Consider the following 1,165-nt stretch of genomic DNA (forward strand, 5'->3'; position numbering starts at 1 on the left):
CTTTGACCTCGGCTGCGAGACGCGAGACAAGATCGTCCTCGATTGCTTGCAGGTCGTTGCTCGCGGAGTCGAACATCCGCAGCGCCTCTTCCTTTGTCGCTTCGCGCGAGTAAATTTCAATGCGGCCACCTCCGGCGCGTTCTAGCTCGACATAGACAGTTGCACCATCAAGTTTGGACATATGTTTTTCCCTTTCGACGTTGGTGATTGAGTACCCGTTCATGCTGCTTGTCGGGTCTTGAGTAGATGTTTCAGTTGTTCACGGGTAAGGGTTGGATTGATTGCCTTCTCCAACACGATCTCGGTCAGTTCATCGTCCGAGTACGGCGCGAGAACCGCCAGTTCGCCTGCGCTGAAGAGTTCTTCCATTTCGGCGCGATGCCGTGATTCGGCAAAGCGCTCATAGACCCGCACATATTGGGCGGTCGTAGCCTTCGACAGACGCCATTCAAATTCGGCAAATCTGTAGAAGAGGGATGCCGCTTTTCGCTCGGCTGCCGCGACGTTCGACCCCTCACACCGGGCCTTGTCGACGCAGCGTCTGACCGCCTCCTCTTTGCACTTCACTAAGTTTTCGCCGAAGGCGAAAACATTTGCTGGCCGCTTATTAGCCACGATTTTTCTATCTCCGATTCTGCTGGCATCTGTTCGCGAGAACAGGGGAGGCGGGCAACGGCCCCTCTAGTGCAGCGGGCCGCGGGTCAGCGCCATTTCCCGCTTGAATTCGTCCGGGGGGTTCTCTCTTATGTCGTCCATGGCTTCCACGAAGGCATCGTAGAACTCTGCAAGCTCGGGATAGTCATCTTGCAGCCGCGCCATGCCGCGTTCGCGCTCGTCGATCAATGCGGCGACATTGCCGGGATGAAGCGCTGCGCGGACTTCATCGGGCGAGAAGCCGAAATACTTCTCCGCCGCATCGATTGCGTGCTCCCGGGCGAAAGCGACCGTCCCGTGAGGGCCCCGAAGCCCCGGGGTCGAGTAGCCCAACAGCAAGACATCGCCTTCAGTCTCGGTCGCAAGCAACGTTGCGACGTCCTCTTTGATCAATCGGGGGTCGCTGCTCGCCTTCGCGAACATTTGGAGCGCGTCGGCCTCCGTGACTTCCTTGCTCAGAAGCTCGACGCATCCGCCGTAGACATCAATCTGTAGTTGGACGTAGATGGTC

At 57.8% G+C, this 1,165-nt stretch carries 3 protein-coding genes; all 3 read right to left on the minus strand.

Annotated features, from left to right (window positions below; genetic code table 11):
- Window positions 1–223 (minus strand): hypothetical protein (locus tag AWB81_RS43275; protein WP_144444407.1); only part of this gene is annotated, 223 nt, incomplete at its 3' end.
- Window positions 220–615 (minus strand): hypothetical protein, encoded by a 396-nt coding sequence (locus AWB81_RS43280; RefSeq protein ID WP_062644741.1) that lies wholly within the window; start codon window positions 613–615, stop codon window positions 220–222. The genes AWB81_RS43275 and AWB81_RS43280, both read right to left, overlap by 4 nt.
- A gap of 66 nt (window positions 616–681) precedes the next feature.
- A partial coding sequence (locus AWB81_RS46300; RefSeq protein ID WP_159939042.1) for a hypothetical protein occupies window positions 682–1,165 on the minus strand: 484 nt, incomplete at its 5' end.

The organism is Caballeronia arationis (genome assembly GCF_001544975.2).
GTDB lineage: Bacteria > Pseudomonadota > Gammaproteobacteria > Burkholderiales > Burkholderiaceae > Caballeronia > Caballeronia arationis.